General features: G+C 63.9%; 19 protein-coding genes. 10 read left to right on the forward strand and 9 right to left on the reverse strand.

The window, feature by feature from the left end; translation table 11 throughout:
- From K0F85_RS26485 to K0F85_RS26520, 8 genes are all read left to right on the forward strand, one after another.
- Window positions 1–237, forward strand: a 237-nt coding sequence (locus tag K0F85_RS26485) for a hypothetical protein (RefSeq protein WP_219118832.1), incomplete at its 5' end; no start/stop codon positions are given.
- Window positions 234–968 carry a hypothetical protein gene (locus tag K0F85_RS26490; RefSeq protein ID WP_219118833.1) on the forward strand — a complete coding sequence of 245 codons (735 nt, stop codon included), beginning with the start codon at window positions 234–236 and terminating at the stop codon, window positions 966–968. The genes K0F85_RS26485 and K0F85_RS26490, both read left to right, overlap by 4 nt.
- Window positions 965–1,681, forward strand: a complete 717-nt coding sequence (locus K0F85_RS29255) for a prepilin-type N-terminal cleavage/methylation domain-containing protein (protein ID WP_219118834.1) — start codon at window positions 965–967, stop codon at window positions 1,679–1,681. The genes K0F85_RS26490 and K0F85_RS29255 overlap by 4 nt, the downstream gene beginning before the upstream one ends.
- A complete protein-coding gene (locus K0F85_RS29260; RefSeq protein ID WP_219118835.1) occupies window positions 1,681–2,454 on the forward strand; it encodes an ABC transporter permease in 774 nt (257 codons plus the stop codon). Before K0F85_RS29255 ends, K0F85_RS29260 begins: the two co-directional genes overlap by 1 nt.
- Window positions 2,454–3,188: a hypothetical protein gene (locus tag K0F85_RS26505; RefSeq protein WP_219118836.1), complete on the forward strand. Its 735-nt coding sequence runs from the start codon at window positions 2,454–2,456 to the stop codon at window positions 3,186–3,188. The genes K0F85_RS29260 and K0F85_RS26505 overlap by 1 nt, the downstream gene beginning before the upstream one ends.
- Window positions 3,189–3,277: 89 nt before the next feature.
- Entirely contained in the window at window positions 3,278–3,850 is a 573-nt protein-coding gene (locus K0F85_RS26510) for a prepilin-type N-terminal cleavage/methylation domain-containing protein (RefSeq protein ID WP_219118837.1), read from the forward strand.
- Between the two features lie 294 nt (window positions 3,851–4,144).
- The gene (locus K0F85_RS26515; protein WP_219118838.1) at window positions 4,145–8,599 is read left to right on the forward strand and encodes a PAS domain-containing protein; all 4,455 of its coding nucleotides are present in this window, start codon (window positions 4,145–4,147) and stop codon (window positions 8,597–8,599) included.
- Window positions 8,596–9,519, forward strand: a complete 924-nt coding sequence (locus K0F85_RS26520; protein ID WP_219118839.1) for a diguanylate cyclase domain-containing protein — start codon at window positions 8,596–8,598, stop codon at window positions 9,517–9,519. The genes K0F85_RS26515 and K0F85_RS26520 overlap by 4 nt, the downstream gene beginning before the upstream one ends.
- Before the next feature lie 10 nt (window positions 9,520–9,529).
- Here the strand turns inward: K0F85_RS26520 and K0F85_RS26525 are convergent, their stop codons facing one another.
- The 8 genes from K0F85_RS26525 to aceE all read right to left on the reverse strand — a co-directional run bounded on the left by K0F85_RS26525 (window position 9,530) and on the right by aceE (window position 19,232).
- Window positions 9,530–9,985, reverse strand: coding sequence for a MaoC family dehydratase (locus K0F85_RS26525; protein ID WP_219118840.1), 456 nt, complete (start codon window positions 9,983–9,985; stop codon window positions 9,530–9,532).
- The gene (locus tag K0F85_RS26530) at window positions 9,978–10,475 is read right to left on the reverse strand and encodes a MaoC family dehydratase (RefSeq protein WP_219118841.1); all 498 of its coding nucleotides are present in this window, start codon (window positions 10,473–10,475) and stop codon (window positions 9,978–9,980) included. The genes K0F85_RS26525 and K0F85_RS26530 overlap by 8 nt, the downstream gene beginning before the upstream one ends.
- Window positions 10,472–11,617, reverse strand: coding sequence for an acyl-CoA dehydrogenase family protein (locus K0F85_RS26535; RefSeq protein WP_219118842.1), 1,146 nt, complete (start codon window positions 11,615–11,617; stop codon window positions 10,472–10,474). The genes K0F85_RS26530 and K0F85_RS26535 overlap by 4 nt, the downstream gene beginning before the upstream one ends.
- A 16-nt stretch (window positions 11,618–11,633) precedes the next feature.
- On the reverse strand, window positions 11,634–12,824 hold the full coding sequence (locus K0F85_RS26540) for an acyl-CoA dehydrogenase family protein (protein WP_219118843.1): 1,191 nt from the start codon (window positions 12,822–12,824) through the stop codon (window positions 11,634–11,636).
- Window positions 12,825–13,148: 324 nt separating this feature from the next.
- Window positions 13,149–13,376, reverse strand: a complete 228-nt coding sequence (locus K0F85_RS26545) for a hypothetical protein (RefSeq protein WP_257638183.1) — start codon at window positions 13,374–13,376, stop codon at window positions 13,149–13,151.
- A 705-nt stretch (window positions 13,377–14,081) separates the two neighbouring features.
- Window positions 14,082–15,671 (reverse strand): aspartate:alanine exchanger family transporter, encoded by a 1,590-nt coding sequence (locus K0F85_RS26550; RefSeq protein WP_219118845.1) that lies wholly within the window; start codon window positions 15,669–15,671, stop codon window positions 14,082–14,084.
- Window positions 15,672–15,910: 239 nt separating this feature from the next.
- Window positions 15,911–16,537: a glutathione S-transferase C-terminal domain-containing protein gene (locus tag K0F85_RS26555; protein WP_219118846.1), complete on the reverse strand. Its 627-nt coding sequence runs from the start codon at window positions 16,535–16,537 to the stop codon at window positions 15,911–15,913.
- Window positions 16,538–16,556: 19 nt separating this feature from the next.
- The gene (gene aceE, locus K0F85_RS26560) at window positions 16,557–19,232 is read right to left on the reverse strand and encodes a pyruvate dehydrogenase (acetyl-transferring), homodimeric type (RefSeq protein ID WP_219118847.1); all 2,676 of its coding nucleotides are present in this window, start codon (window positions 19,230–19,232) and stop codon (window positions 16,557–16,559) included.
- A 148-nt stretch (window positions 19,233–19,380) separates the two neighbouring features.
- On the opposite strand from aceE, the gene K0F85_RS26565 reads away from it, so the two are divergent.
- A complete protein-coding gene (locus K0F85_RS26565) occupies window positions 19,381–19,860 on the forward strand; it encodes a MarR family winged helix-turn-helix transcriptional regulator (RefSeq protein ID WP_219118848.1) in 480 nt (159 codons plus the stop codon).
- Here K0F85_RS26565 and K0F85_RS26570 read toward each other — a convergent pair.
- Window positions 19,845–20,969, reverse strand: a complete 1,125-nt coding sequence (locus K0F85_RS26570; RefSeq protein WP_219118849.1) for a pyruvate dehydrogenase — start codon at window positions 20,967–20,969, stop codon at window positions 19,845–19,847. The genes K0F85_RS26565 and K0F85_RS26570 overlap by 16 nt on opposite strands.
- Before the next feature lie 23 nt (window positions 20,970–20,992).
- On the opposite strand from K0F85_RS26570, the gene K0F85_RS26575 reads away from it, so the two are divergent.
- Window positions 20,993–21,295 carry a hypothetical protein gene (locus K0F85_RS26575; protein ID WP_219118850.1) on the forward strand — a complete coding sequence of 101 codons (303 nt, stop codon included), beginning with the start codon at window positions 20,993–20,995 and terminating at the stop codon, window positions 21,293–21,295.
- Window positions 21,296–21,406: the final 111 nt, after the last annotated feature.

A 21,406-nucleotide genomic window follows, 5' to 3' on the forward strand; every position in this document is an offset into this window, starting at 1 on the left:
CCCGCCCCGCCCGTGGAACTGAATGGCGTGGTGTCGCGCAGCAGCGGCCGCTCCACCGTGTGGCTAAACCAGGAAGCGCAGAACGAGCCGCACAACCGTCTCGCGCGCGACGAGTCCGGGACGCCTGGAACCCTGAGCTTGCGCCTGTCGACGGGCCAGGTGGTGCTGCTGAAACCTGGCCAGCGCTACGACCCGGCCAGCGGCACGGTCAGCGAAGCGCAGGAGGCGCAGCCATGACAGCATGGCAAGCGCATCGCCAAGCTCGTCGCCAGCGCGGCGCTGCCCTGCTCCTGCTGGTGGCCGTGCTGGGCCTGGGCGCGGCCAGCCTGCTGATCAGCGCCTTCGGCCGCAATACGGGCGAAGCCGAACGCCAGCAGCGCACCCTGGCCACCCTGGCGCAGGCGCGCGAAGCCCTGCTGGGTTTTGCCGCCACGCAAGGGCGCCTGCCCCGCCCTGCCGCTTCCGCCCTCGATGGGCGAGAACGGGCCGCCGACTGCGCCGACGATGCCGAGTGCAGCGGCTTTTTGCCGTGGGTGGCGCTGGGCGTGGCGGGCGTTGACGCCTGGGGCAAGCTGCTGCGCTACAGCGTCACGCCGGAAATGGCGCGCGCGCCCATCGTCTCGTTTTCCGCCATCGCCAATCGCGTCGTCCTCACGCGCGACGGCCGCGGCGACTTCGTCCACGTGGCGGGACAGGCGCAATGCGACGTCAGCGCCCAATGCCTGCCCGTCGTGTTGTTCTCGCAAGGCAAGGATCATCACGGCACGGCCGCCAGCGGCGTGACGCAGATCAATACGGCGCGCGGCAATCTCGACGAAGCCAGTAACAACAGCGCCAGCCGCAGTTTCATCGCCCGCCCCGCCAGCGACAATGCCGCGCTGCCCGGTGGCGCCTTTGACGACCTCTTGACCTGGATTACCTTGCCCAGCCTGTACCAACGCATGCGCGCCGCGCGCAACCTGCCATGAGCGCCCGCCCGCTCCCTGCGCGCCGCCAGCGCGGCTTCTCCCTGATCGAGATCGCCATCGTGCTGGTCATCGTCGGCCTGATGATAGGCGGCCTGGTCACGCCCTTGACGGTGCAGCTGGAGCAGCGCAAGGTGGCCGAGACGCAAAAGGCCCTGGACGAAGCGAAAGAGGCGCTGACGGGCTACGCACTGCGCTACGGCTACCTGCCGTGTCCCGCCATTTCCTCCGGCAATGGCCTGGAAGACCGGCGCGGCACGCGCTGCAATGGAGAAAAACGCGTCGGCTTCCTGCCGTGGGCCAGCCTGGGGCTGCGTCCGGGCGACAGCTGGAACAATCTGTTGCGCTACAGCGTGACGCCAGCCTTCAGCGACAGCGGCCAGCTCTTCAGCCTGACCACGCCGCGCGACATCAGCATCGTCACGCGCAACGGCGGCGCGCTGCTGCAGGCGACGGCGCTGAACGACATCCCCGCCATGATCATGTCGCACGGCAAGAACGGCTTCGGCGCAACAAGCGCGCAAGGCCGGCGACAGGCTGTGCCTTTCGGCAACAATGTCGACGAGCGCAACAATGCATCGAACGCCACCACCGTCCTCAGCCGCGCCGCCAGCGGCCCGCAGCAGCCAGGCGGCGGGTTCGACGACCTCGTCACCTGGCTGTCGCCGAACATCCTGTTCAACCGCATGGTGGTGGCGCAAAGGCTGCCCCGCTGATGTCGATGCTCTTGCCCGCCCTCACCATCGCCCGCTACACGCTGCTCGAAGCGTTGCGCAGCCGCCTGCCGTGGCTATTCGTGCTGGCCGCCTGCGCCGCCGCCGGCCTGGCCGGCTTCCTGCAGCAACTGGCGCTGACGGAAAGCGGCGCCGTGCAGGCAGCACTGCTGGCAGCCACGCTGCGCCTGGCCGGCGTCTTCCTGCTGGCCACTTTTATTATCACCGGCATGGCGCGCGAAGCGGCCGACCGGGGCCTGGAATTGCTGCTGGCCCTGCCCATGCCGCGCGCCGCCTACCTGCTGGGCAAGCTGCTGGGCTACGGCGCGCTGGCGGCCGTGCCCGCTTTGCTGTTCGGCCTGTTGATGGCGCTATTTGCCGCGCCCGCGCAATGCGCGCTGTGGACGCTGTCGCTGCTGGGCGAATTGTGGATCGTCGCCGCCTTCAGCTTGCTGTGCGCAGCCAGCCTGCAGCAGGCCCTGCCTGCGCTGGCCGCCACAGGCGGCTTCTATGTGCTGGCGCGCATGCTGGGCAGCCTGCAATTGCTGGCGCACGGCCCGCAGGCGGGCGACTCCCTGGTGCAGCGGGCGGCGGCCGGCGCCATCGACGTGCTGGCCCTGCTCTTGCCCAGCCTCGACGCCTTTGCGCGCACGGACTGGCTGCTGTACGCCACCGGCGACTGGCAAGCCCTGGGCCGCGTGGCGATGCAAACTATTGTCTATGTCGGCTTGCTGTCCAGTTGCGCGCTGTGCGACTTTTACCGCCGCAACATCTGATGGCCGCCACCCTGCGCCCCTGGTCCAGCGTGCCACGCCCCCTGTGCTGGTTGCTGGCAGCGTGCCTGCTGCTGCAACTGGGCTGGCGACTGGCGCAGCAGCACGCTCCCGCGCAGGCGCGGCCCCTGCCCGTCGCGCCGCCGGCGGGCGTAGCACGCCTGGCCAGCCTGGGTGAGCCACTGGCCATGTCGAAAGCCATGCTGCTGTACCTGCAGTCGTTCGAAGACCAGGCCGGTGTCAGCCTGCCCTGGCGCCAGCTCGACTATGAACGCCTGGCCGGCTGGCTGGAGACGGCGCAAACGCTCGATCCGCGCAGCCAGTATGCGCTGGTGGCGGCCAGCACCGTGTACGCGGGCGTGGCCGACCCGCAGCGCGCGCGGCGCATGCTGGCCTTCGTCGCCGCCAGTTTCGCCGCCGACCCGAACCGCCGCTGGCCCGCCATGGCGCAGGCGACCCTGGTAGCAAAGCACCAGCTGCACGACCTGCCGCTGGCGCTCGGCTACGCACGCGAATTGCGCCAGTTGGCGACGGGGCCGCACGTGCCAGCCTGGGTGCGCGAGATGGAAGCGTTCACCCTGGAAGACATGGACCAGCTCGACAGCGCCCGCCTGGTGATCGGCGGCCTGATCGCCAGTGGGCAAATCACCGACCCGCACGAGCTGGCTTTCCTCGCGCGCCGGCTCGACGAACTTGCCGCCCAAATTGCCGCAAAGAAAGCAAAGGTGGCGCCATGACGGGCCGACCGAAAAGCCCTGCGCGCCCGGCGCCAATTGCAGTAAACTGCCATACCAGGCCCCAGTACTTTTTTTCCAAGGAAACCCCCATGCTCCCACGCCGCCAGCACGGCTTCACGCTCGTAGAAATCGCCATCGTCCTGGTCATCATCGGCCTGCTGCTCGGTGGCGTGCTCAAGGGACAAGGCCTGATCGACAGCGCCAAGGTGAAAAACATCATCCAGCAATCGAATGCGCTGACGGCCGCCGTCAACGCCTACCAGGACAAGTACCGCGCCCTGCCCGGCGATGATATCCAGGGCACCACCCACGTGCCAGGCTCGGCCGGCAACGGCAATGGCGACGGCCAGATCGGCGACGGCCAGCCACGCGAATTCACGCTGGCGCCGCAGCATCTGGCGCTGGGCGGCTTCATCACCGGCTCCTACAACGGCACTTCGCAATTCATGACCAGCGCCCAGGGCGGCGCCGTCTACCTGTACAACGACGAAGTCGGTGGACGGGCCGGCAACGGCATCCGCTTCGACAACTTGCCCGAGAGCTACGCCGAGCAGATCGACAGCAAACTCGACGATGGTGTGGCAGGCACAGGCAGCGTGCGGGCAACCATACCCTATGGCAATACCGGTGCAATCATTCCCCGTACCGCCGTCTTTTTCTGACAGGGCGGTCACTATCACAGACGTATCCTGTCGCTGCAGCGCCGAATCGTCGCCTGCCTGCTAAGCAGGCTCCCGTCATTCGCCGTGCCCTCCCGAATAGAGTTCTCGCACGTTTTTTTCCAGTACAGAAACTAGGCTTGTCAGAACAATCAATTTCGTCTAGCATCTTTTCATTCGAGGTCAGCCAGCGCCGGCGTGAGCCTGCCTGTCGACTCATCCATTCTGGGAGCTTTCCGGGTGCAAGATTTGCCTTCGATACGCTCACGAATTTCATGGCTGGTGCTTGCCTGGGTCATGCCGACGGCACTCGTGTTTCTCCTGCTCGTGGCGCACAACTACACGCGCGAACGCGAGCATGTCGTCAGCGAAACGGCGCAGGCGGCGCGGGCGGTCGCCGCCGCCGTCGAACGCGACCTGAGCGGCGCGCAGATGGCCGCGCGCATCCTGGCCGTCTCGCCCGCCCTCCAAACCGACGACATCGGCGCCCTGCGCGTCCTGGCCGGCAGCCTGCTGCAGCCGAACCTGGCCGTCAGCGCCTTCATCGTCTCCGACGCCAAGGGCGACCAACTGATCAATACGGCCCTGCCCGCCAGCCAGGCGCCGCCTCCCCTGCCGCAAAAATGGGCCGCCAGCATGGAGCGCACGCGCGACTACGGCAAGCCTCGGCTGACCAGCCTGGCAAAGGCGCCCGACAGCGTGCCGCAGCTGGCCCTGAACCTGCCCTTGCCGCGTGACAAGGGGCCAGCCTATGTGCTGACGGCGCTGTATCGGCCCGACTACCTGTCCTTGCTGCTGCGCGAGCTGCACCTGCCGGCCTACCTGGGCGCGGCCATCATCAATGCCGACGGCATCAACGTGGCGCGCACGCTGGCGCCGCAGCGCTATGTGGGCCAGCGCAGCCCCGCGCCCCTGCTGGAACAGATACGCCAGTCACGCGAAGGCGTGCTGCGCCATGCCACCCTGGAAGGCATCGACGTGTATACAGGCTTTCGCCGCGCCCCGGACGCCGCCTGGACGGTGGCCGTCACCATGCGTACCAGCACGGTGGCCGAAGCCCTGCTGCGCTCCGTGGTCACGGGCTCGCTCATCCTGGCGCTGCTGCTGGCCGCCGGCTTTGCCCTGGCCTGGCGCGTGGGCGGCCGCCTGGCCCGCACCATGCAGGAACTGACCTTGCAGATCCACGCGCTGGCGCAGGGCAAGCCCCTGCACGCGAAACTGCATGCGGACCGCGAATCGGCCGACATGAGCAGCGCACTGGGCGCACTGGAACGCGACCTGCGGCGCCACCGCACACAGCTTGAAAGCCTGGTGGCCGAACGCACGCTGGCACTGGAAAAATCCACGCGCCTGCTGGAAACCGTGTATGCGACGGCGCCCATCGGCATGCTGTTCCTGGATCTGGAATTGCGCATCGTCATGATCAACCACTACCTGGCCGCCATCAACGGGACCAGCGTGGCGCAGCACCTGGGCCGCCCCGTCGGCACCATGCTGTTCGACGACGCCGTGCGCGCCGACGTGGAACGCTGGGTGCGCCAAGTGATCGAGACGGGATCGCCCATGGTCGACATCGAATTGAAAGGCCATAGCGCTCAGCAGCGCGAACAGCTCAGTCACTGGATCGTGTCGTTTCACCCGATTTTCGGCCCGGAACAGCAGTTGCTGGGTGTGTCGGGACTGTGGCTGGACATTAGCGAGCGCCACCGTAGCGAAGCGGAATTTCGCCGCTCGAAACATCTGTTTGGCACCATCATCGAAAACATCCCGGCCATGGTTTTTGTCAAGCGCGCCGACAAGCTGAGCTTTGAAATGGTCAACCGCCACGCGGAACTGACCCTGGGACGCTCGCGCGAGCAATTGCTGGGCAAGACCGATCACGATTTCTTCCCGCCACAGCAGGCGTCCGCCTTCGTCAGCGCCGACCGCAAGCTGCTGGCCACGGGGCAGATGGTGGAAATCGAACAGGAGGCGATCAATACGGCCGACGGCACCACGCGCCACTTCACCACGCGCAAGGTGGTCTTGCGCGACGATGCGGGGCGCGCCAGCCATGTGCTGGGAGTATCGATCGATATCACGGAACGCAAGCGCGCCACCGAGGTGCTGCACGCCACCACCTTGCGCCTGGAACAAAACGAGCGCTTCATCCGCACGGTCACGGACAACCTGCCCGGCATGGTGTCGTATTGGGGCGCCGATTTGCGTTGCCGTTTTGCGAATAATTTCTACAATGAATGGTTTGGCCGCAGCAGCGCCGAACTGGCCGGCATCCATATGCGCGACTTGCTGGGGCAGAAACTGTTCGACGTGCATGCGCCCCACGTCGAAGGCGTGCTGGCGGGCCGGCCGCAAAGCTTCGAGCGCGACCTGCTCGATCCCGCAGGCCAGGTGTGCCATACGTGGACCAACTATATCCCCGACGTCGACGACAGCGGCGGCGTGCGCGGCTTCTTCGTGCTGGCCTCGGACGTGTCCGAACTCAAGCGCACGGAATTGCGCCTGCACGAACTGAACGAACAAATGGTGCGCGCGCGCGACAAGGCCGAGGCTGCCAGCACGGCGAAGAGCGAATTCGTCGCCAACATGAGCCATGAAATCCGCACGCCGATGAACGCCATCATCGGCCTGGCCCGTCTGCTGGAAGAGTCGCCACTGGAGCGGCGCGAGCGCAGCTATGTCGGCAAGATCCAGATGGCCACGCAGTCGCTGCTCAACATCGTCAATGACGTGCTCGATTTTTCCAAGATCGAGGCGGGACAACTGGTGCTGGAGCAACGCCGCTTTCAGCTCGAACGCATGCTGGGCAGCGTCAGCGTCTTGCTGGCCAGCAGCGCCTGGGCGCGCGGCGTGGAACCCGTGTTCGTGCTCGGCCCCGGCGTGCCGGACGAACTGATCGGCGACGCCCTGCGCGTGGAACAGATCCTCATCAACCTGGTGGGCAACGCCGTCAAATTCACTTCGCAGGGCGAAGTGGTGCTGGCCATCGACAAGGTCGCCGAGGATGCTGCCAGCGCCACGCTCGAGTTTTCCGTGCGCGACACGGGCATCGGCATCGGCGCGGCCGAGCAGGAACGCATCTTCGACGCGTTTTCCCAGGGCGATAGCGGCACCAGCCGCAAATACGGCGGCACGGGACTGGGGCTGGCCATCTGCCGGCGCATGGTGGCATTGATGGGCGGCACCCTCAGCGTCAAAAGCGCGCTCGGCCAGGGCTCCGACTTCCGCTTCAGTTGCCGTTTCGAGAAGGTGGCGGCGGCGCCCGAATCGCCCGGCAAGAGCGCGCCCAGGGAGCTGTCGCTGCTGATCATCGACGATAACGCCAGCGTGCGCGCCATGCTGGAAGACTGGTGCGCGGCGCAGGGCTGGCACAGCCGCAGCGCCGACAGCGGCGCGGCCGGGCTGGCCCTGCTGCGTGCCCATGCCAGCGGCGGCCCGGCGGCGGACCTGCTACTGCTCGACGCAGCCATGCCCGGCATGGATGGCATTTCCATGCTCACCGAGGCGCGCGCCGACGAACACCTGGCGCTGCCGCCCGTGATCATGCTGGTGGCCGACCAGGATAGCGAAAACCTCGAACGCCTGGCCGACAGCCTGATGCTGGCCGCCATCATCTCGAAACCGGCCACCCCGGCACGCCTGATGGCGGCCGTGACGGCCGTACGCGAAGGGCGCAGCGCCCCGTCAGCGCTGCCCGTTTCCACTCCCCTGTCGGGCTTGCTGGAAGGCATGCGGGTGCTGCTGGTGGAAGACAATGAAATCAACCAGGAAGTGGCGCAATACATCCTGCTGCACTCGGGCGCGCGCGTGACCGTGGCCGCCAACGGCAAGCTGGCCGTCGACTTGCTCACCAGCACGCCGGATGCCTGGGACGCGGTGCTGATGGATTTGCAGATGCCCGTCATGAACGGCTACGACGCCACCCTGGCCATCCGCGCGCTGGGCTTGCCGGACCTGCCCATCATCGCCATGACGGCCAATGCCATGGACGAGGACCGCCTGCGCGCCATCGCCAGCGGCATGAACGCGCATGTGGCCAAGCCCATCGATGTCGACGACATGATCCAGACCCTGACCCGGCTGGTGCCGGCGCCCCTGGGAAACGGCGGCGCCGTCGTGGCCGGCCATGCCGTCGTGCAGACGCCCGAAGTACCTGCCACGGTAGCCGGCATCGACCTGGCAGCGGCACTGCACCGCTTCGGCGGCGACTACGGCGCCTTCCTGGCCCTGCTCAAGCGCTTTGAAAATTCGCAAGGCGACGCCGTCGAGGAAACCCGGCACCTGCTGGCCGAAGGCCGGGTGCTGCAGGCGACGCAGTTGCTGCACCGCGTGTGCGGCGTGGCGGCCAACCTGGGCGCCACGCATATCGCCAGCCTGGCTGGGGAAGGGGAAAAAGCGCTGAAAACGGGGCAATCGCACGCCATAGCCGCCTTGCTGGGCCGCCTCGAACAAGCGATGGCCGAAGTCATCGAAGCGGCGCGCGCCCTGCCCTCGCCCCTGCGGCGCAGCCAGCCGGCCGAGGCCGCGCCCGGCAGCGGGCCGGTCGACCTGCGCGCAAGCCTGGCCGAGCTGCTCGTCTTGATAGGCAACAATAACTTGAAAGCGCTGGCGCAATTCCACGCCCTGCAACCCGTCCTGCAACAGGCGGACCGGGAAGCGGCCCTGGCGATGGCACAGGCGATTGAAACGCTGAATTTTGCCGAGGCGGAAAAACTCGTGCTCGATCAGCTGAAACGAGAGGAAAACAAGTGAGCTGGACCAACCTTGCCATGAACGGGCGCATCCTCATCGTCGATGACGCCATGGAAAACATCCAGATCCTGCACCAGTTGTTGCGCGAGGAACACGAGGTGCTGTTCGCCCTGAGCGGCGAGAAAGCGCTGGAAATTGCGCATAATCAACTGCCCGACCTGATCCTGCTCGACGCCGTCATGCCCGGCATGGATGGCTATGCCGTGTGCAATGCGCTGCGCGAATCGGCCATCCTCTGTGCCATTCCCGTCATCTTCGTCACGGCGCTGAACCAGCCCGAAGACGAGACGCGGGCGCTGGAAGCGGGCGCCGTCGATTTCATCACGAAACCGTTCAACGCGGCCGTCGTGCGCGCCCGCGTGCGCAGCCAGCTGACCATCAAGCGGCAGGCCGACGCCATGCGAGAGCTGTCGCTGACGGACTCGCTGACGGGCGTGGCCAACCGGCGCAGTTTCAACGACACCATGGAAAGCGAATGGCGGCGTTGCGCGCGCGACAGCGTGCCGATGGCACTCATCATGGCAGATATCGACCATTTCAAGGATTACAACGATACGTACGGCCACCAGGCGGGCGACCTGTGCCTGCAGCAGGTGAGCGCCGCCTTGCGCCGCTGCGCCGTGCGCCCGCCCGACCTGCTGGCGCGCTATGGCGGCGAGGAATTCATCATCCTGCTGCCGCAGGAAACGCGCGAAGGGGCCGAAGTGGTGGCACAGCGCATCCTCGACGAAGTGCGCGCCCTGCACATCGCGCACGCCAGATCGAGCGTCGGCCCGCACGTCACCGTCAGCCTGGGCATGGCCAGCGTCATGCCCACCGAAGGCATGGACCCCAGCGCACTGATTCGCGCCGCCGACGCCTTGCTGTACCGCGCCAAGCAAACGGGGCGGGACAGGTATTGCGCGTCGGAGGACGAGTGAGACTAACTACTTACGGATAACAGCGCATCAAAAACTCCGCCACGCACACGGGTTTCGTGTCGCCTTCCCTCTCCATGGTGACGGCCCAGTTTACTTGTGCGCCTTCCGGCAAGTTATCGACGGAAAGAATGTCGAGCCGCGCGCGCAAGCGGCTGCCGACGGGCACGGGCGCTGGAAAGCGCACCTTGTTGAGCCCATAGTTGATGGCCATGCGGATGCCGGCCATGTGCAAGGCCCCCTGCAACATGGCGGGCAGCAGGGACAAGGTCAGGAAGCCGTGCGCCACGGTGCAGCCGTACGGCGACTCGCGCGCGCAACGCTCGGCGTCCACGTGAATCCATTGATGGTCATCCGTGGCGTCGGCAAAGGTATCGATGCGCTGCTGGGTGATGGTGAGCCAGTCGGAAACGGCCACGTGCTGTCCCGCCAGCGCTTGAAAACCGGCGATGCCGGCGATATCACGCATGGTTCTGCTCCACTGGCTCTACCGGGCGGCGGCCGAACATGCCCATGCCCTCCACTGTCGTCACGACTTCGCCATGCTGGTTGCGCACGCTCCACACGGAAATGACGACGCCGCGATCCGGCTTCGAGGTCGATGGCCGCACTTCCTTGACCTGGTAGGTCAGGTGCAGGGTATCGCCCGCGCGCACGGGTTTGAGCCAGCGGATGCTGTCCAGGCCGGGTGAGCCCATGCTGGATGAATGCTTGAGCAGATTGTCCACCACCAGGCGCATCATCATGCCGCAGGTATGCCAGCCGCTGGCGATGACCCCCTTGAAGATGGTCTTTTCCGCTGCCGCATGGTCGACGTGGAACGGCTGCGGGTCGAAATCCGTCGCGAAGGCGATGATTTCCGCCTCCGTCACGTGGCGCTGGCCCAGGTCGATTTCCAGGCCCTGCGTAAAATCTTCGAAATACCAGTGCTTGGGTTTGATTCCGGTCAATGCGGTCATGCTGTCTCCGTCGGCAAAAAGCCCGGTTGGGCGATAAAGCGCTCGATATGGTGCTCCACGTCGCCCAGTGTCAGGGCGATCATGGAGAGGCGCTTGAAATGGTGGGCGGTGGGCAATTCATCGGTCACGCCCATGCCGCCATGCAATTGCACGGCTTGCTGGCCGACCAAGGTGGCGGCCAGTCCCACCCGTACCTTGGCGGCGGACACCGTGCGACGGCGCTCCGCCATATCATCGCTATCGACCTTGGCGGCGGCCAGCATGGCCATCGAACGGGCTTGCTCCAGGTGGATGTACATGTCGGCCATGCGGTGCTGCAAAGCCTGGAACTTGCCGATAGGCGCGCCGAACTGCTGGCGCGTCTTCAGGTACTCCAGGGTGGCGGCAAAGATGGCATCCATGGCGCCCACGGCTTCCGCGCACAGCAAGGCCGCGCCATAGTCGAGCGCAGCATCGAGCACGCTCCAGCCCTGCCCCGCCTGGCCAATCAGTGCCGCATGCCCCAGCACCACTTGCACAAAGGTGACGGTGGCGGCGCGCTGGCCGTCGATGGTGCGGCAGTCGCGCACGCTGACACCGGGCGCATCAACCGGCACGAGGAACAGCGAAATGCCGTCCGTCTCATCCTGGCTGCCACCGCTGCGGGCAGAAACGATCAACGAACCCGCCTGCGCGCCATGGATGACGACGGTTTTCTCGCCGTCGAGCACGAAACCGTCGCCGCTGGCCGTGGCCGTGGTGGCGATGTCATGCATATCGTGGCGCGACTGGCGCTCGCCCAGCGCGCAAGCGAGCTTCAGGCTGCCGCTGGCAACCTGCTCCAGCACGCCGTCGTGGCCGCCGGCCAGGGTCAGAAAGCGCGCGCCCAGCACGGTGGCAAAATAGGGTTCGACCACCAGGCCGCGCCCCAGTTCCTGCATCACCAGCAGCATATCGATCGCCGTGCCGTCGAAGCCGCCCGCACTGGCCGGCAACGGCAAGGCCGTCATGCCCAGTTCGGCCAGGGTGGACCAGGCTGCGCTTGAGACGCCCGTGGCCGAGTGGACGATCTGCTTGCGCGTTTCAAATGGGTAATCCTTGTCGACCCAGCGCCTGAGCGCGTCGGCAAATTGCTGCTGTTCCTGATTAAATTGAAAGTCCATGTCGTCTCCTTCTGCCTTACAGGCCCAGGATCATCTGCGTGATGATGTTTTTCTGGATTTCATTCGAACCGCCATAGATCGATGTCTTGCGGTAATTGAAGTAATACGCGGCCAGCGGCGCGGCCAGATCGTCGCCGCCACTACTGTGCGGCGCGCTGCCGTCAAGAAATGCCGGGTCGAAAGGCAAGGCTTGCGGCCCGAGGGCTTCCACCATCAGTTCCGTCAGTTGCTGCTGCAGTTCCGAGCCGCGCACCTTCAGCATCGAGGCCTGCGGTCCCGGTCCCTTGCCTTCTTCGCTGATGACGCGCAAGACCGTCATTTCCAGCGCCATCAATTCGATTTCCAGGTGGGCCACCTTGGCGGCAAAAGCGGGATCGTGCAGCAGCGGTGCCCCGCGCTTGGCTTGCTGCATGGCCAGTTGCTTGAGGAAAGTCAGTTCGCGCTTGGAGCGACCCACGGCGGCGATACCCGTGCGCTCGTGGCCCAGCAGATACTTGGCGTAAGTCCAGCCCTTGTTTTCCTCGCCCACCAGGTTGCTGACGGGCACGCGCACATTGTCAAAAAAGACTTCGTTCACTTCGTGTTCTTCATCGAGCATGATGATGGGGCGCACGGTGATGCCCGGCGTTTTCATGTCGATCAACAGGAAACTGATGCCTTCCTGCTTGCGCACCGTGCTATCGGTGCGCACCAGGCAAAAGATCATGTCCGCATGTTGGCCCAGGGTGGTCCAGGTTTTCTGGCCATTCACGATGTAATGGTCGCCATCGCGCTGGGCCGTGGTTTTCAGCGAAGCGAGATCGGAGCCGGCACCCGGCTCCGAATAGCCCTGGCACCACCAGTCGTCGCAATTCAAGATGCGCGGCAGGTAATAGGCTTTTTGTTCGGCGCTGGCAAAAGCCATGATGACGGGCGCCACCATGTTGATGCCGAACGGCAAAATCGGCGGCGTGGCGGCGCGCGCGCACTCGTCTTCCCAGATGTGGCGCTGCACGGACGTCCAGCCCGTGCCGCCATGTTCGACAGGCCAGGCCGGTGCGGCCCAGCCTTGCTGCGCGACAATCTTGTGCCAGCGCACATAATCATCCTTCGCCAGGCGCAGATGCTGGCGCACCTTGCGCTGCAAGTCAGCCGGCAGATGGCTGTCGAGGAAGGCGCGCACCGTGTCGCGGAACGCCGTCTCCTCGGCTGTGTAATGCAAGTCCATGTCTGTCTCCTTGTTCTTATCGGTTGCCGTGATGACTGCACGCAAGGAAGCTCAGCGCACAAAAAAGCACGACCGTTCTCAATGATTGTACAACAGATTGTGAGTGGCGCCAGAGGTTTTACAAAGGCCGATGTGGCAAGGTGTTGTGGTTGGAATAGGCTGGAATTGCTTGGAATTGGCCGACTGCGTCATAGGCGGCTTGCGCCACTAAGCGGACGGTGGAGGCACTTGTTTTTAAGTCTGGGAATTCAATGCCGGCTGACTTAATTGGCAGCCTAAAGGTGAACAATCGCTAGGCGATTTCGGAGTGACGAGCCTCAATCATCACACTTGACCAAGTTGCAGGCGCACCGATTGCCATTCAGGCCAAACAGTCTCTGCAACAATGTCCGCGTAGCCGCGTTTCGCCTCCATCATTTCAGCTTGTGAAGCGGGCATCGCCATGCAAACCGCTTTGTCGCGGATAGCGATGACTTCAGGCTCTGTCAATGGCCTGCCCAACGTTTTTTCAGCATGGAGGAGAACGGTCACAAGCGCAGGGATGAAAACCAAGCAGCGCCGGTCTTCAGAACCGTGCGTAGGAAGAGACGTCGACGCTTGCCGCTTTTTGAACATTCCAAACATTTAAGTGTAGAAAGACATAAAAATAATAATCAATCAAATTCTGGCAATGACCGCTTCTGGCCCAGACCGCGTAAAAATGCAAAAAATTGCGGCGTGAGAAAAAACGACCGCTCAAGAACTGCCGTTAGGCGATTTTCTCGACACGGGGAATGGTCACTCTGCCCCTGAAAATCTCGTGTTTTTTGCGTTTTTACACAGCCTGGGCCGCAAACTGATGCCAGGTAAGCTACCTGTCATGCCTGGATAAAGAGGGGCGCATGTTATGGGGCATGCGAAGATGACACTGCTGGAGCGTTGTTGTTCGCGCCACGTACAAAACCTTCAGAGAAATCGTCCCATGCACCGGAAACAAGCCACAGGCAAGCTGCGAAGGTAAGTAGTTTTCGATTATTTCTCCTGAAACCGATAACGAGCAGGGCAGCACCTGTGACAAGGAAAAGGGGAGCGACAATATACATTCAAGGCCTTCGATTAATTAGATTGCTAGATTTTACAAACGGGTGGATGCCATACGATATCGTCACGTTATGCCCCGGGGCTCGTGGTTACGAACAGCAATAGAGAGTAACAAATTGCCAAGAGAAAAAACTCACGCATTGTCACATCGGTGCGAATGCTTGCCTCTTGCCGTAATTACCCATACAAGTGCAGCAGCACCTGCACGGCAACGATCTTGACGATGGTCATACTGGGAAAAATCATGGCATAGCCGAGGTTCGGACGGTCCGACTTGGCCAGGCGGTTGGCGAATACCAGCACGGCCGGGTTGCCCGTGGCGCCGGCCGCGATACCGAGCAGTTCAGGGAATGGCAGGCGCAGGAAGACCTTGCCCAGGATCACCACCAACGCGACCACCACCAGCACCGTCACGGCACCGAGCGCCAGCATGGGCAAGCCATCGGCGCCCACCTGCTGCACGAACGGCAAGCCGGAGGCCATGCCGACGGAAGCGAGGAAAATCGTCAAGCCATAGTTGCGCATGACCAGGTTGGCCGACAGGGGCAAGCGCCAGCTGATCTTGCCCACTCTGCCCAGGCGGCCCAAAATCAGCGCCATCACCAGCGGGCCGCCCGCCAGGCCCAGGCTGAACGAGCCTATCCACGGCAAGGGGATAGGCACCAGTCCCAGCAGTACGCCCAGTACCATGCCCATGCCCAGCGACACATAGCTGAACTCGGCCGTGGCCGTAATGGAGTTACCGAACAGCTTGCGCACCTCGGCCGCATGTTTCGCCGGCGCGATGACCATCACCCTGTCGCCGAATTCCAGCGTCAGGAAGGGGTGCGGCAAGATCATGGCGTCGCCACGGCGTATGAAGGCGATCTGCAGCGGGAAATCCTGCGCCAGCTTGAGTTCGCCCAGCGGCACACCGACGATGGCCGCGTCCGAGACGAACACTTCCGTGCCGTCGAACGCGCTGCGGTCCTTCATCAGGCGTCCCGGGTCCAGATGGCCCAGCGCCGTGCGGGCCGCTTCCACACCCGCCACCGTGCCCGACACCATCAGCGCGTCGCCCACGCCGAGCACCAGCGATGGATCGGGCAAGCGGTTCTGGTGCCCCTGGCGCACGCCGATCACTTGCACGCCAGCCAGAGGGCCGTCGGCCAGTTCGGACAAGGCCGCGCCCGCCAATTTCGCTGCATCGATGGTAATTTCCGACACGATGATGGGCGCCGGCGGCGGCGTCAGCACGGGTTTCAAGATGCGCCCGGCAAGGTACAGGCCCAGCATAGGGCCGACGACGCCGAACGGATACGCCACAGCATAGCCGACGGCCGCGTCACCATTGCCATGCGACGCTTCCAGCGCCGCCTGCAGGGCCGCCGTGCTGGTCATGGCGCCGGCAAACACGCCGCTGGCCATGCGCAGCGAGATATCGATCCACTGCCCGCCCCAGATGGATACGGCCAGGCCGCCCATGACGGCGACGAAGGCGATCAGGTTATGTTTTTGCCCCGCCCCGCGCAAACCGGCGAAAAACTGCACGCCGTATTGCACGCCTATGCCATACAGGAACAGCAGCAAGCCGATGGAGCCGACCATCGGCGGTGGCACGGCCCCGGGGGCGAATGCGCCCAGCGCCAGTCCGGCGAACAGCACGCCGCCCACGCCCAGCGAAAAACCGAACACGCTGATGCGCCCCAGTGCATAACCGACGCCGATGACGAGAAACAGGGCGAGGATGGGCGTGGACTCCAGCGTGTGGCGAAATAGTTGAAGCATCAGGAACCTTGGTCTGGGGAAGGCCCAGTTTAGCATGCACAAAAGCAACACGATGGCGATGATGACAAGCAAGCGTGCGCAGCTTTGTGCCTTCAAAACGGGCAAAAAAAAGCCCGCTACGGGAGCGGGCTGAATCTAATTCCTGTGAGGAAGTAGAGGAGACAGGTGCAATGATGCCGCGTTGCAACATAACAATCCAATTGCATGTTGTGATGATAGAAATATGATTTATCAATATCTCATGCCTGTTGCCGCGTTGCCTCCCTGTCAATGGCCTCGCGCACGGCCGGTCTGGCGCCTATGCTTGCCAGCAACGCCCTCACCTTTGGGAAAGATTCCAGGTCGACTCTGGCAACATCCGACCAACTGAGGATGGTGTACAGATAGGCATCAGCCACGGTAAAGGTGCCACCCAGCAGGTATGGCCCGCCGCTGGCCAAGTGCCGCTCGACGTGGTCGAGCCGGGCGGCGATGCGCGAGCGGGCCACGTCCTGCGCCTGGGTGCCGTATTCCGGGTGGAACAGCCAGGGACTGAAGGCCTTGTGCAGCTCGGTGGCGATAAACCCCAGCCACGATTGCAGCCGCACGCGCGCCAATGAGCCCGGCGGCGGCGCCAGGCCACTGTCCGGCGCCAGGTCGGCCAGGTATTGCACGATGGCTGTGCCTTCCAGCAAGATGGTGCCATCGTACAGTGCCAGCGCGGGCACATACAGGTTCGGATTCACCTGCGCGTAATCGGCGCCCGTTTCCGTGACGCGTGGAATCTTGCGAATATCAACGCGCTCCAGCTCGAGCGCGATGCCCGCCTCGATGGCCACGATGTGCGGCGACAGGGAGCACGTTCCCGTTGCGTAATACAGTTTCATGATGCGCTCCTCGAAAAAGTTAGACGGACGCGGGATCGATTTTTTCCACGTCGATGCCGTATTGGGCGATGGCCTCGCCAATCTTGCTACGCGACAGTTGCCCTGCGTCGGCTAGCGCCGTCAGCGCGGCCAGCACGATGAAATGGCGGTCCACTTCAAAGAAGGCGCGCAAGGATTCGCGCGTATCGGAACGGCCGAAGCCATCCGTGCCCAGGGCGATAAAGCGCCGGTCCGTCACGAAGGGGCGCACCTGGTCGGCCACGATCTTCATGTAGTCGACGGCGATCACCACCGGGCCTTGCCTGCCGGCCAGGCATTGCTCGATACACGGCACGCGCGGTTCGCTGTCCGGGTGCAGCATGTTCCAGCGCTCCACGGCCAGGCCGTCGCGCCGCACTTCCGTCAGGCTTGTGGCACTCCACACATCGGCCGCCACGCCGAAATCCTGCAGCAGCAAAACGCCGGCGGCCAGCACTTCGCGCAGGATGGAGCCGCTACCCATCAGTTGCACGCGCAGCGTGGTTGCCGTGCGCACTGCCGGGCTTTCCTGCAGCAGGTACAAGCCCTGCAAGATACCCGCCTCGGCCCCTGCCGGCATGGCCGGATGCGGATAGTTTTCATTGAGCAAGGTTATGTAATAAAAAATGTCTTCCTGTTCCACAAACATGCGGCGCATGCCATCGTGGATGATGACGGCCAGCTCATACGCGAACGTGGGGTCGTACGAGATGCAGTTGGGAATCACGGATGACAGCACATGGCTGTGGCCATCGTCGTGCTGTAGCCCTTCGCCCATCAGGGTGGTGCGGCCCGACGTGGCGCCCAGCAGGAAGCCGCGCGTGCGGGCGTCGGCGGCCGCCCAGGCCAGGTCGCCCACGCGCTGCAAGCCGAACATCGAATAGAAGATGTAGAACGGAATGGTGGCCAGACCATGGTTGCTGTAGGACGTGCCGGCGGCAATCCACGAGGAAATCGCGCCCGATTCGTTGATACCTTCCTGCAAGATCTGCCCATCCTTGGCTTCCTTGTAATAGCTGAGCTGGCCGGCATCCTGCGGCGTGTACAGCTGGCCCAGGTAAGAATGGATGCCGATCTGGCGGAACAGGCCTTCCATGCCGAAGGTGCGCGATTCGTCGGGCACGATGGGCACGATGATCTTGCTCAAGGCGGGGTCCTTCAGCAGGGTACCCAGGATGCGCACGAACGCCATGGTGGTGGACGCTCCCCGCTCGCCGCTATCCTTGAGCTGTGTGGCGAACGCGGACAGCGGCGGTATTTGCAGGGGCGTCACCTTGCTGATGCGGGCCGGAATGTAGCCGCCCAGCTGTTCCCGGCGCGCGGCAAAGTAGCGCGCCTCTTCACTGTCCGGCGCCGGTTTCAAATAGGGCATTTCTTCCAGCTGGGCATCGCTGACAGGCAGCGCGAAGCGGTCGCGGAAGGCGCGCACGGCGTCGGTGCTCATTTTCTTCAGTTGATGGTTGATATTCTGCCCTTCGCCCGCCTCCCCCATGCCAAAGCCCTTGACGGTCTTGGCCAGGATGACAGTGGGACGGCCCGGCGTACGCATGGCTTCCGCGTAGGCTGCATGGACTTTTTCGGGATCGTGTCCGCCGCGCGTCAGCTGCCAGATATCGTCGTCCGTCATGTGCGCCACCAGCGCCAGCAGTTCTGGATACTTGCCAAAGAAATGCTCGCGCACATAAGCGCCATTCTGCGATTTGAAGGTCTGGTAATCGCCATCGACGCATTCCATCATGCGCTGACGCAACAAGCCGCTTGTGTCGCTTTGCAATAAAGCATCCCAGCCGCTGCCCCAGATGACCTTGATGACATGCCAGCCCGCCGCGCGGAACGTGCCTTCCAGCTCCTGAATGACCTTGCTGTTGCCGCGCACGGGACCGTCCAGGCGCTGCAGGTTGCAATTGACGACAAAGATCAGGTTATCGAGGCGCTCGCGGCCACCCAGGGAAATGGCGGCCAGCGATTCCGGCTGGTCCATCTCGCCGTCACCAAGGAAAGCCCACACCTTTCGGGCCTGGTGTGGCTTCAAGTCGCGGTACTCGAGGTAACGCATGAAACGGGCCTGGTAGGCGGCGGTCAGCGGCCCCAGGCCCATCGATACCGTCGGGAATTGCCAGAAATCGGGCATCAAACGGGGATGCGGATACGACGACAAGCCCTCGCGGCCCGCTTCGCGGCGGTAATTGTCCAGCTGCGCTTCCGTGATGCGGCCCTCCAGGTAGGCGCGCCCATAGATGCCGGGCGCGGAATGGCCCTGAATGTAGACCAGGTCGCCGGCGAACTGGTCCGTATGGCCACGGAAGAAATGGCTGAAACCCACGTCGTACAGCACGGCAGCCGACTGATAGGTGGCGATGTGGCCGCCCACGTTCGAGTGCTTGGCTGCGCGCAGCACCATCACCATGGCGTTCCAGCGGATGTAGGCATTCAGGCGGCGCTCGATGGCTAGGTCGCCCGGATAAGCGGGCTGGCGCGCTGCGGCGATGCTGTTGGTGTAGGCGGTGGTGACGCGGCCGTGCATGTCGCCGTGCTGCGCGGCGTCAATGTCGACCAGCTGGTCGAGCAGGTAGTGGGCGCGTGGGCGCCCTTCCACGGCGACGACTGCCTGCATCGCCTCCAGCCATTCTTTGGTTTCCTGCGGATCGATATCGGGTACAGCGAGGGATGAGGTCATGGCAGTCTCCTGGGGGTGGAATTCATCGTCATATTCGATTGCTATTGCAATGATTGCATTTGCAATGATTGCAATAGCAATCGATATACCGGCCATTGTATAGCGCTATAATTGCATTTGCAACTGTGATCGTTTTGGAGGAATACCGATGTCTGCAACTGAGTCTGCAAGCAAGTCCGCAAGCGCGCCCGACCTGTGGTTTTCGTTCGTGCGCACGCACCGCTTGATGATCCGCGAGATCGAACGCCGGCTGGCGGCGGCAAACCTGCCCGTCTATGCGTGGTATGACGTGCTATGGGGACTCGAAAGCGGCCCGGACGGTTCGCGCCGCATGCACGAACTGGCCGACGCGCTGGCCATCGAACGCTACAACCTCACGCGCCTGGTAGACAAACTGGAAACGGACCGGCTGGTGACGCGCACGCGCTCGATGGAGGATGGCCGCGCCGCCTTTGTTTCCATCACGGAAGACGGGAAAATTCTGCGCAAGCAAATGTGGGCCGTGTACCAGGCCACGGTAGCCGACCTGTTCCTGGCACAGTTTAACGGCGGCGAACAGCAGGACTTCAGCGCCGCCCTCGTGCGCGCCGCCGATGCGGCGCGCGGCGCGGCTCAGAGCAAGGCATAGCGCCGCAGCGCGTAATTGACGAACTGCAGGGGCAGCGCGCCATCGTCGGCCAAGGCTTTCAACGCAGTGACGGCTAGCCATGGCGCACTCGTTTCCATCCGCGTATCGGCGCCGACGGCAATGAAACGGCCGCGCACGTAGCCACCGATCTGGCCGGCGATGTGCTGCCCATAGCCGGTGACGGCAATGACGGGGGCGGCGCTGTCATCGAGGCAATGCCGCACATGGGCCAGTCTCGGGACGGCGCGCGGGTGACGCAGGTTCCACTGTTCCGCCGCCTGCGCATCGCGCGCCAGGCGCGTATAGCTGGGACAACTCCACACTTGCGTGGCGATATCCCAGTCTTCCTTGAGCAAGCGGGCGGCATCGGCTACGACGGCCAGCGTCTTACCCGCCCCGCACAGGCGCACCCGGCATGCTGCCGGTCCCGGCCAAGGCAAGCGGTACATGCCCAGGCTGGCCGCTGCCGCATCCGCGGCCGACAAGGGCGCCGCCATCGCATACTCATCCGCATCTTCATCCGCACCTTCATCATGGATGGCCAGATAGTAATAGCCTGACTGCTGTTCCACGTACAACGTTTCCAGTGCCGAGCGCAGGATGGCGCGCACTTCCTCGCCTGTCGCGGGGTCGAACGGGATGCAATTGTGCTGCGCGGCCAGCCAGGCGGGCAGCTCCGGAGGCACGCTTTTCGGCCAGTGCGAGGCTTGCGTTTCCGCGTCATTGCAGACGATGCCACGCTCACCCGACTCGACCAGCACCGCGCGCAAGGCCCCGAGCGAGGCCGGGCTGCACAGGTAGAGCAGCGGCTTCTCCGCCTGCTTCGCGGCATGGCGATAGCGCAAAGCCCAGGCGCCTGCGGACGCTCCCACGTCCCACGCGTCGCCGTCCGATACTGGCGGCGTTTCCGTGCCCACGTGGCGCACCCGCGCCACCACGGCACCGCCCTGCTTCAGGCTGCCCGCCATGCTGCCCAGCGCGCGGCGTGGCGAAGCAGGTGGTAGTGGCAAGCCTGACACTGGCGCCAGCGCGGCCATGCAGGCATGGGCGACGCGGCCCGTCTCGCCGCCTGGCAGTGGAGGATGGGGAAATAAAGGGGGCATATGCATGGCGGCTCCTGTTTCGGTATCGCTTGCGCAAGGCAGACATTGCCTATACGATTGCAAATGCAACGATTGTAGTTGCAATTCTTTGCGCGAGCAAGGGACACCCAAACCAATGGAACTTCTTCCGCTCAAGGTACAAAATGTCGCTGAACAATCCTGAAACCGTACGCATGGCCTACGCCGTAAAACTGACGAATGCGCAGATCGAAGCAGCGAAGAAGTTATATGCCGCACACTTCGGCAGTGCCGACAACCCGCAGGCGATGGCCGCGATCATCGCGGCGCTGGCGCGCAATTACAGCTCGGCTGTGGCGGCGAATGTGCTGTAGCCCAAGCACGACGCGGGCAAAAAAAAGCCCGCTGCGGGGCGGGCTGAATCTAATTCCGGTGAGGAAGTAGAGGAGACAGGAGAATGATGCCGCATCGCAGCATCATTCTCC

The organism is Janthinobacterium sp. UMAB-56 (genome assembly GCF_900095265.1).
In the GTDB taxonomy this organism is placed as follows: Bacteria; Pseudomonadota; Gammaproteobacteria; order Burkholderiales; family Burkholderiaceae_D; genus Janthinobacterium.

What these genes read in the sequence shown, in the direction of transcription:
- K0F85_RS26515 (WP_219118838.1), top strand. Translation starts at nt 4,145, where the DNA reads ATGCCGACGGCACTCGTGTTTCTCCTGCTCGTGGCGCACAACTACACG.
- K0F85_RS26565 (WP_219118848.1), top strand. Translation starts at nt 19,381, where the DNA reads ATGTCTGCAACTGAGTCTGCAAGCAAGTCCGCAAGCGCGCCCGACCTG.
- K0F85_RS26570 (WP_219118849.1), bottom strand. Translation starts at nt 20,969, where the DNA reads ATGCATATGCCCCCTTTATTTCCCCATCCTCCACTGCCAGGCGGCGAG.
- K0F85_RS26530 (WP_219118841.1), bottom strand. Translation starts at nt 10,475, where the DNA reads ATGACCGCATTGACCGGAATCAAACCCAAGCACTGGTATTTCGAAGAT.
- K0F85_RS29260 (WP_219118835.1), top strand. Translation starts at nt 1,681, where the DNA reads ATGTCGATGCTCTTGCCCGCCCTCACCATCGCCCGCTACACGCTGCTC.
- K0F85_RS26555 (WP_219118846.1), bottom strand. Translation starts at nt 16,537, where the DNA reads ATGAAACTGTATTACGCAACGGGAACGTGCTCCCTGTCGCCGCACATC.
- K0F85_RS26535 (WP_219118842.1), bottom strand. Translation starts at nt 11,617, where the DNA reads ATGGACTTTCAATTTAATCAGGAACAGCAGCAATTTGCCGACGCGCTC.
- K0F85_RS26525 (WP_219118840.1), bottom strand. Translation starts at nt 9,985, where the DNA reads ATGCGTGATATCGCCGGCATCGCCGGTTTTCAAGCGCTGGCGGGACAG.
- K0F85_RS26510 (WP_219118837.1), top strand. Translation starts at nt 3,278, where the DNA reads ATGCTCCCACGCCGCCAGCACGGCTTCACGCTCGTAGAAATCGCCATC.
- K0F85_RS29255 (WP_219118834.1), top strand. Translation starts at nt 965, where the DNA reads ATGAGCGCCCGCCCGCTCCCTGCGCGCCGCCAGCGCGGCTTCTCCCTG.
- K0F85_RS26540 (WP_219118843.1), bottom strand. Translation starts at nt 12,824, where the DNA reads ATGGACTTGCATTACACAGCCGAGGAGACGGCGTTCCGCGACACGGTG.
- K0F85_RS26550 (WP_219118845.1), bottom strand. Translation starts at nt 15,671, where the DNA reads ATGCTTCAACTATTTCGCCACACGCTGGAGTCCACGCCCATCCTCGCC.
- aceE (WP_219118847.1), bottom strand. Translation starts at nt 19,232, where the DNA reads ATGACCTCATCCCTCGCTGTACCCGATATCGATCCGCAGGAAACCAAA.
- K0F85_RS26505 (WP_219118836.1), top strand. Translation starts at nt 2,454, where the DNA reads ATGGCCGCCACCCTGCGCCCCTGGTCCAGCGTGCCACGCCCCCTGTGC.
- K0F85_RS26490 (WP_219118833.1), top strand. Translation starts at nt 234, where the DNA reads ATGACAGCATGGCAAGCGCATCGCCAAGCTCGTCGCCAGCGCGGCGCT.